Genomic DNA, 8,641 nt, shown 5'->3' with positions numbered 1-8,641 from the left:
GAGGGGGGCGTGGCAGGCGGGGCAGGCGAGGATCTCCAGGAGGCCGGCTTCGAGCGGCATGGGGTGTCCCTTCGTGGTCGGTGTCGTGGGGGTCGGGGGTGTGGGGATGTGCCTGGTCAGGGTACCGCTGGTGGGGGTGGGGCGTTGGGGTGGCCGTGGGGGGTTCGCCCCCGTCGGCGTCGCCCGTTCCCCTCCCCGGTTCCCCGTTCCCTTCCTCCGTCGCCCGTTCTCCTCCCAGTTCCCCGTTCCCTTCGCCCGTCGCCCGTTCCCCTCCTCAAGTTCCCCGTATCTCTCCCCCGTCGCCCGTTCCCTTCCTCCGTCGCTTGTTCCCCTCGGCCGTGGGTGTCGCCCCTCCGGCTTCGACGGGGCTTGTGCGCCTGTGCTCTGCTCAGTCGCGGATCAGGTGGAGTACCTCGTCCCGGATCTTGCGCATCGTCGTCTCGTCGCGGGCTTCCGCGTTCAGGCGGAGGAGGGGTTCGGTGTTGGAGGGGCGGACGTTGAACCACCAGTCGGGGGAGGTGACGGTGAGGCCGTCGAGGTCGTCGAGGGTGATGCCGGGGGTGCCTTCGTACGCCGTTCTGATCGCGGCGATGCGGGATGCCTGGTCGTCGACGGTGGAGTTGATCTCGCCGGAGCCCGCGTAGCGGTCGTACTGGGAAACCAGGGCGGACAGGGGGGTGTCCTGGCCGCCGAGGGCCGCGAGGACGTGGAGGGCGGCCAGCATGCCGGTGTCGGCGTTCCAGAAGTCCTTGAAGTAGTAGTGGGCGGAGTGTTCACCGCCGAAGATCGCGCCGGTGCGGGCCATCTCCGCCTTGATGAAGGAGTGGCCGACGCGGGTGCGGACCGGGGTGCCGCCGTTCTCCTCGACGACCTCGGGGACCGTCCAGGAGGTGATCAGGTTGTGGATGACCGTGCCCTTGCCGCCGTGTCGGGCGAGTTCGCGGGCGGCGACGAGGGCGGTGATCGCGGACGGGGAGACCGGGTCGCCCTGCTCGTCGACGACGAAGCAGCGGTCGGCGTCGCCGTCGAAGGCGATGCCGAGGTCGGCGCCCTCCTCGCGGACCCGCTTCTGCAGGTCGACGAGGTTGGCCGGGTCGAGGGGGTTGGCCTCGTGGTTGGGGAAGGTGCCGTCCAGTTCGAAGTACAGGGGGACGAGGGTGAGGGGCAGGCCGGCGAAGACGGTGGGAACGGTGTGGCCGCCCATGCCGTTGCCCGCGTCGACGACGACCTTCAGGGGGCGGATGGCGGTCAGGTCGACGAGGGAGCGCAGGTGTGCGGCGTAGTCGGTCAACGTGTCGGCGCGGGTGACGGTTCCCGGGGTGGCGGCGGGTTCCGGTGCGCCGGAGCGGGTCCAGCGCTCGGCGAGTTCGCGGATCTCGGCGAGGCCGGTGTCCTGGCCGACGGGGGCGGCGCCGGCGCGGCACATCTTGATGCCGTTGTACTGGGCGGGGTTGTGGGAGGCGGTGAACATGGCGCCCGGCAGGTTCAGCGCGCCGGAGGCGTAGTAGAGCTGGTCCGTGGAGCACAGGCCGATCTCGGTGACGTGGACGCCGAGGGCGGCGGCGCCGCGGGAGAAGGCGGTGGACAGGCCGGGTGAGGAGGGGCGCATGTCGTGGCCGACGACGATCGCCTCGGCGGCGGTGACCTGGGCGAAGGCCGCCCCGAGCAGTTCGGCCAGCGACTCGTCCCACTGGTCCGGGACCACCCCGCGTACGTCGTACGCCTTCACGATCTGCGACAGATCAGCAGCCACGGCCAAACCTTCCTGAAAGTCCTGTGAGTCACCACAAACTACCCGGAGCGACTGACAGTGCGCTGTGTGTCCCGCCGAGTCCGGCTCCCGGACGTGGCGCGGGCCGTCGCCTCAGGTCAAGGGTTGCCTCGGTCGCGGGTCGGCGACGGCTCCGGCCCCGGGTTCGACCCCGTGAGGACGGCGAAGCGCGGCTCGTGGACCGTGGCGGCCCATTCCTTCAGCGCAGGCGCGCGTGGACGCCGAGGACGGCCGCCGTGCCGATGTCGGCCAGCAGGACGAGCGCGAGCGGTACGACGAGGGCGAGCAGCGGTGTCTGACGGCCCGCCACCGAGGTCGGCTGTCGTCAGTTGTCGGGTGAGCGCAGCACCCGCAGGTGGCCGCGGCGCGCGACCTCCATAGGGTCCGCTCCCCGGCCCCCGCCGCCGGCTCCGGCCGCGCGCTCCTGAGGGCGGGCCGCCTCACGGACGGCGTTGGCAAGCGCTTCCAGATCGTCGCCGCTGGGGCGGGCGGGAGCCGAACCGTCGAGGAGCCGGACGACCTCCCAGCCGCGCGGGGCGGTGAGGCGCTCGGAGTGCTCGGCGCACAGGTCGTAGCAGTGGGGTTCGGCGTAGGTGGCGAGCGGGCCGAGGACCGCGGTCGAGTCGGCGTAGACGTACGTCAGCGTCGCGACGGCGGGTCGGCCGCAGGCGGTTCGCGAACAGCGACGTACAGGGCTCACGACGTTGGACGGTACCGCACTCTTGAGCGGGCCGCGACGACTCTCCACCAGGTCACTCCACCGTGTCGTGTTGTGAAACGCCCCACAGACCACTCCAGTCATACCCCGCTGACCTGCACGAACACCAGTCCTTGCGGGGAGGAAGGTGCTCGGATCCGATCGTCGGGCCGTACAAACACCATCAATTGTCATGAGTTCACCGGTCTCGGAGAGATGCGGAATCGAGCCCAACCTTGGCTGGAATGGTCATCCCGCGACATGCGGTGCCAAGCGGCCGGAGCGGGTGCGGGTCGCCGCGTGGGGCCGGGCGCCCGGCCCCGGCGGGGACTACGCTTCGGTGGTGATGGACAGCCCCGTACCGCCCCGTGCCGCAGGCCCCGGACCCCGCCGTCGTGATCGCCACGGACGGGGCATGCGAGGGCCCATCGCGCCCCCTCAGGTGCCGTTGGCCGCGAGCCGCGCCGATGTGTTCGCGGATCTGGTGCAGGACTCCGTGGAGCGGCTGGAACGGCGGTGGCCGCAGCTCGCCGAGATCGACTTCCTGGTCCTGGAGGTGCCCCGGCTGGACGGGAGCGGGCCGTGGAGCGACGAGGCGGTGCCGCTCGGCGGGACGATTCCGGCGCGCGAGGGGCGGCGGGCGCGGGTGGTCGTCTACCGCCGGCCGGTCGAGATCCGCACCAAGGGGCGGGACGAGCGGGCCGCGTTGGTGCACGAGATCGTGGTGGAGCAGGTGGCGGAGTTGCTGGGGTTGACTCCTGAGACGGTGGATCCCCGGTACGGGGAGGACTGAGCTCCCCGTACCGCGCGTTCACCACCCGCGGTGCGCCGCTACTTCTGCAACACCCGCAGGTCCTCCTCCGCCTCCGGTACCGCGACCGTGCCGCGGTCGTCCGGGAGGGTCTGGATGGTGAAGCCGGGGACGCCGTCGGCGGTGCCGACGAGCATGCGGGAGGCGTAGACGGGGGTGTCGGTGAGGGGTTCCACGGTCAGGGCGTAGGTGCCCTTCAGACCGGCGGGGACCGGCAGTGGGACGTCCTGGGTGGTGCCTGCCTTGATCGTGTACGTCTGGGAGGCGGCCGCGCCTCCCGCGCTGCCGGCGGAGGCGGTGACCTTCACCTTGGCGGTGCCCTGGGGGGCGGTCAGGGAGAGGGTGGAGCCCTTGGCGGTGTTGTCGGCGACGGACGCGCGCGTGCCGACCGGGCTCGCGGCGGGGATGTACGCCGACTCCTGCTTGTCGCCCTTGCCGCGCACGACCCGGACGGCCGCGACGACCGGCACGGACCGGTCGGTGGGGGTCAGGACCAGCGAGCCGGCCTCCCCGCGGGTGACGTCGCCGAGGTCGACGGCGGTGGTCATGCCCGCCTTGACGTGCAGCGTCTCGTTCCCGGCCGGGGTGATCAGGCCGGAGGGGGCGGCGAGTTGGACCTTCAGGTCGGCGTCGGCGTCGCCCGGGGTGAAGGCGACCAGCCGGACGGCGGTGGCGTCCTTGGGGATGCCGGGCACGACCAGGCTGCCCGCCGGGTCGGTGGAGGCGGCCAGCCAGTCACCGCCGAGCTTGTCGTCCAGCGCCTGTACGGCGGCTCCGACGCGGCCGCTGCGGACGTTGACATGGACGGTGAGGTCGTCCTGCTTCTGGTCGGTGAGCGTGGACAGCAGGATCGGCTCGCTGGAGTTCGGCCGGACGGTGAGGCCCTCCCCCACCGTGGTGGGGACGGCGCCGTCCTTGCCGTAGAGCTCGAGGTCGACGACGGCGGCCGAGTCGTCGGGGTTGGTGAGGTGGAGGTAGTCGGTGCGGTCGGCTGCGGTGCTGACGCCGGGGAACCAGAAGTCGGTGTCGGGTTCCGCGCAGGTGACGCCGAGCAGGCCGCGGCCGGTGCCGGCGGCGACCTGGGTGGTCTCCTGGACCGTCCAGCCGGGCGCGAACCTGCCGTCCGCGGTGCCGACGAGGGCGGGCGCGTCGCCGCCGGAGGTGTCGCCGGTGACGGGTGTGCCGGGCGCCTTGGGGGTGAGGACGGGCTTGGCCGCCGGCTTCTTCTTGTCGTCCGCGGCGCTGCCCGCTGCCGCGGAGTCCGCGGTGGCGGCCCGGAGTTGGGCCGTTCCGTCGCTGCCCGTGCCCTTGGTGACGGGCGTGAAGGACGTGTACGTCGTCTCGGCGAGGTCGGAGGAGCTGGGCGCCGGGCACAGCAGGCTCGTGCGCTCCACGGGCAGGACGGCGGCCGCCCCGGTGGCGCTGCCGCCGTCGCCGGGGGCGGCCGGCTCGGTGAGCGTGGCGAAGCCGGTGACGGCGGCGAGCGCGGCCGTGCCTGCGATCAGGGACAGGGTGGTGCGGTTCACTGCTGGCTCCCGTCGGGGCGCTCACTGCCGGTGCCGTGGGGGTGCTGTGCCGGGTCGTAGGCGGGGTCGTAGCCGCCCTGGCCGTACGACGACGGGTCGTAGCCCTGCTGGTAGCCCGTCTGGTCGTAGGAGCCGGTGTTCTGGCCCTGGTAGGCGTACGGGTCGTACTGGCCGGCCTGGTAGGGGTCGTAGGCCTGGTCGTAGGAGCCGGCCGGGTACTGCTGCTGGGCGCTCTGGTACTGCTCCTCGCCGTAGCCGCCGTACTCGGCGGCCGCGGGGTTCGCGGTGTCCCAGTCGGCGTAGGACGGCTGCTGCGGGACCGGGGCCGGGGTCTGCTCCCGCTCGGGGGACGGTGCTCGCTCGTCGGGGCCGGGTTCCTCGGCCTCGGCCTGGGCGCGCAGGCGGCGGGCGCGGCGGCCCTCGCCGGCGGCGGCCTCGGCGGGGACCGGCTCCTCCTCGGGGAGGTCGTCGTCGACGTCGCGGCGGCGGCCGGGCAGGGCGAGGACGACGAGGACGAGGACGAGGAAGCCCTGCGCCCACAGCCAGGCGGTGTGGCCGAACGGGTCGTCGTAGGTGACGTCCAGTCGGCCGCCGCTGGCGGGGAGTTCGAATCCCTGGGCCCAGCCGTCGACCGTGGTGGGGGTGAGCGGCTTGCCGTCCAGGGTGGCCGTCCAGCCGTCGGCGGCGGCGTCGGCCAGGCGCAGGACGCGGCCGTCGGAGCCGTCGGGGATCGTGGTGTGGATCTCGACGGGTCCGGCGCCGACCGGCGTCGGGGTGCCGTTGCCGGAGGCGGGGACGATGGCCGCGCGGGAGACCTCCTGGTTCCCCCGCCACAGGGCGCTGCCGTCCTGCTGGCTCATCCGGGCCAGGCCGGGTGTGGCGTCCAGGACGCGGGTGACCTCGCGTGGGGCGCCCTTGTGGACGAGGACGTAACGGACCGCGAACTTGCCCAGCTGGTCGGTCTGGTCGGCGCCGGAGCCGGCCACCAGGTTGGCGACGACCTTGTCGAGTGTGGCGTTCTCGCCGTCGGCGGCGGCGAGTTCGGCGTCACCGAGGCGGGCGCCGGAGCCGCGGACCAGCATGTAGCCGACGTGGGCGGTGGAGTCGCTGTCGAGGACGAGGGTGCGGGCCTGGTCGCGGGTGCCGCTGTCCTCGGCCACGAAGGCGGGTACCTGGACGGGGTCGCGGCGCTCCAGCGGACCGTCGGCGCCGCCGATCATCCAGCCGGCGGCGACCAGCAGCGGACCCGCGGCCGAGGCGAAGGCGATGAGGGCGGCGACGGGCTGGCGCCAGCCGAAGCTCTGCTCGGCCACGCGCGCGCGTGCCCCGTCGGCGCCCATGACGGCGGCGGCGAGGAGGGCGAGGCCGTAGACGAGGGTGGCGGGGCCGGCCCAGGTGGAGCTGTTGGACAGGACCGCGAAGACGAGACCCACCAGGGCGGCCGCCCAGGCCGTCCAGATTCCGGACTGGCGCTCGGAGCGCAGCAGGGCGGCGAGCGCGGCCAGGACGACGCCGATGAGCATCAGCCCGTCGACGGTGCCGGGTCCGCCGGGGCTGGCGCCGAGCAGGTCGAGCGCGGTGGCCGCCGAGGGGCCGTACTCCAGGCCCGCCTCGGTGAAGAAGCCGAGCGGCAGCAGGGTGAGCGACCAGGGGGCGAGGAGCAGCAGGGGGGTGCCGAGCTGGGCGAGGAAGCGCAGGCCGTAGGCGGGGAGTTCGGTGCGGCGTACGGCGAGCACGGCGACGCCCAGGACCAGCGCGATGGGCCACACGATCGGTGTGAAGGCGGTGGTGATCGTCAGCAGCAGCGCGTAGGCCCAGGTGGCCCGCCAGCTGCCGCGGGCGCCGGAGGAGTTGGCCAGGCCGCTCGCGGCGATGCCCGCGCGCGCGATGAGCGGCAGCAGGACGGCGAGGACGGCGGTGCCGATGCGGCCGCCGGCGAGGGCGCCGGTGGCGGCGGGCAGGAAGGCGTAGACGACCGCGGCCCACGCGCGCAGGAGGCGGGAGGCGACCAGCGGGCGGGAGGCGAAGTAGGCGGTGAGGCCCGCCAGGGGCACCGAGCAGACCAGCAGGACGGTGACGGCGAGGCCGGTCGAGCCGAACAGCAGCGAGGCCAGCAGGGCGACGACGGCGAGGTAGGGCGGCGCGGAGGAGGTGCCGCCGGCGGCCACCGGGTGCCAGGCGTCCAGGTAGCGCGACCACAGCTCGGAGGCGTCGGCCGGGGCGGGCAGCAGGGCGCCGCCCGCGAGGGCCCCGCCGCCGAGGAGGTTGCGGCAGGCGACGAGGGAGACCAGCAGCAGCACCAGGAAGAGCACCGGGCCGGGTTTGCGGGCGATGCGCTTGAGGCGGGCGAACTGCTCGATCTCCAGGAAGTCGGCGTCGTCGCCGCCCGGGCCGGACTCGATGGCGCCGCCGTGCCGGCCCGCCCCGGTGGCGGTCTCGGAGTCGGAGGCGCCGAAGAGGTCGCCGGCGACCTGTTCGACGGTGGCCCGGACGGTCGCGCCGGGCGGGGGGAACAGGGGCCGCAGCTCGCCCTTGTCGACCTGGGGCTTTCCACGCTGTCGCCGGCCGGCGACGATCCGCTCGGGGCGCAGCAGGGTGCCCAGCAGGCCGCGGATCTCGTCGATGGCCTGGCCGGGGACCTTCCCGACGAGGTAGGCGACGGTCCGCACGAGCGTGCCGAGGACCAGGCGGACCAGGATCCAGGGCAGCAGCGCGGTACGGCTGTTGACGAGGAGGGTGTAGGCGGCGCCGGCCTTGTCGACCTTGTGCGGGGAGGCCGTGGTGCGGCCCGCGCAGTCGACGGTGCGTCGCTCGCGGGAGGCGGCCTCGGCGTGCCGGACGACGGCGTCGGGGGCGACGAGGACGCGGTGGCCGGCGGCGTTGGCCCGCCAGCACAGGTCGACGTCGTCGCGCATGAGGGGCAGGCGGCGGTCGAAGCCGCCGAGTTCCTCGAAGACGTCGCGGCGGATCAGCATGCCGGCGGTGGAGACGGACAGCACGGGGCGGACGTGGTCGTGCTGGCCCTGGTCCTGTTCGCGGCGGTCCAGGCCGGTCCAGCGGCGACCGGAGTGGGCGATGGTGACGCCGACCTCCAGCAGCTGGCGGCGGTCGTACCAGCCGCGCAGCTTGGGGCCGACGATCGCCACGTCGTCGCGGCCGAGTTCGAGTTCGTTCTCCACGACGCGCAGGAGTTCGGCGAGGGCGTCGGGTTCGGGGGCGCAGTCGTCGTGCAGCAGCCACAGCCACTGGACGGGTTCGCCGTGCGGCAGCTCGGGCAGGTCGTAGGCGTCGTCGCGCCAGGTGCGCGTGACGGGGTCCCAGCCGCTGGGGCGCTTGAGGTAGGGCAGTTCCTCGGGGGTGAGGACCGGGGCCGTGCGGTTGGCCTCCTCGACGGCCTGGCCGAAGCCGGTGCGCCGGGCGAGATGCAGGACGCGGTCGGCGCCGAGGGCGTCGGTGACCAGCTGGGCGGAGTCGTCGGCGCTGCCGGTGTCGGCGGCCATGACGGACTGGACGGGGCGCTCCTGGCCGAGCAGCCCGGCGAGCGCGTCGGGCAGCCAGCGGGCACCGTCGTGGGAGACGAGCACCGCGGTCACGACATGACGCGGGAACTCAGGTGTGGCAGCGACGTCTTGGTGGGCTGCCGGTTGGCTGTGCACGGACATCGAGGTACGGGCCCCGGTTCGATGGACTGCGGTGGATGCCTGCGCCGCGTGGGGGCGGCGGGGCTTCTCGGACGAGCGACCACACTATCGGCTGGGCATGACGGCGGCCCGCCGCCTGTGGACAACCCACGGGCGACGGGCCGTTCGTGATCTACGGGTGTGGAGGCGTGCCGT

6 protein-coding genes are annotated in these 8,641 nt (G+C 73.8%); 1 reads left to right on the top strand and 5 read right to left on the bottom strand.

Annotated features, from left to right (window positions below):
* From ALMP_RS44285 to ALMP_RS01560, 3 genes are all read right to left on the bottom strand, one after another.
* Positions 1–60, bottom strand: a 60-nt coding sequence (locus ALMP_RS44285; protein ID WP_375803410.1) for a Trm112 family protein, incomplete at its 3' end; no start/stop codon positions are given.
* Between the two features lie 328 nt (positions 61–388).
* Complete coding sequence (locus tag ALMP_RS01565; protein ID WP_264924110.1) at positions 389–1,753, bottom strand: phosphomannomutase/phosphoglucomutase; 1,365 nt, start codon at positions 1,751–1,753, stop codon at positions 389–391.
* Between the two features lie 343 nt (positions 1,754–2,096).
* Entirely contained in the window at positions 2,097–2,519 is a 423-nt protein-coding gene (locus tag ALMP_RS01560) for a DUF3499 domain-containing protein (RefSeq protein ID WP_187826098.1), read from the bottom strand.
* 295 nt (positions 2,520–2,814) lie between these two features.
* On the opposite strand from ALMP_RS01560, the gene ALMP_RS01555 reads away from it, so the two are divergent.
* Positions 2,815–3,261 carry a metallopeptidase family protein gene (locus tag ALMP_RS01555; protein WP_264924108.1) on the top strand — a complete coding sequence of 149 codons (447 nt, stop codon included), beginning with the start codon at positions 2,815–2,817 and terminating at the stop codon, positions 3,259–3,261.
* Positions 3,262–3,299: 38 nt separating this feature from the next.
* Here ALMP_RS01555 and ALMP_RS01550 read toward each other — a convergent pair whose 3' ends face one another.
* Together ALMP_RS01550 and ALMP_RS01545 are read right to left on the bottom strand one after the other, a co-directional pair.
* Entirely contained in the window at positions 3,300–4,805 is a 1,506-nt protein-coding gene (locus tag ALMP_RS01550) for a DUF5719 family protein (RefSeq protein ID WP_264924107.1), read from the bottom strand.
* Complete coding sequence (locus ALMP_RS01545; protein ID WP_264924106.1) at positions 4,802–8,467, bottom strand: glycosyltransferase; 3,666 nt, start codon at positions 8,465–8,467, stop codon at positions 4,802–4,804. Before ALMP_RS01545 ends, ALMP_RS01550 begins: the two co-directional genes overlap by 4 nt.
* Positions 8,468–8,641: the final 174 nt, after the last annotated feature.

Source organism: Streptomyces sp. A012304, assembly GCF_026008495.1.
In the GTDB taxonomy this organism is placed as follows: Bacteria; Actinomycetota; Actinomycetes; order Streptomycetales; family Streptomycetaceae; genus Streptomyces.
The sequence above is the reverse complement of the archived record's forward strand: the minus strand, read 5'-3'. Positions and strand labels throughout refer to the sequence as shown.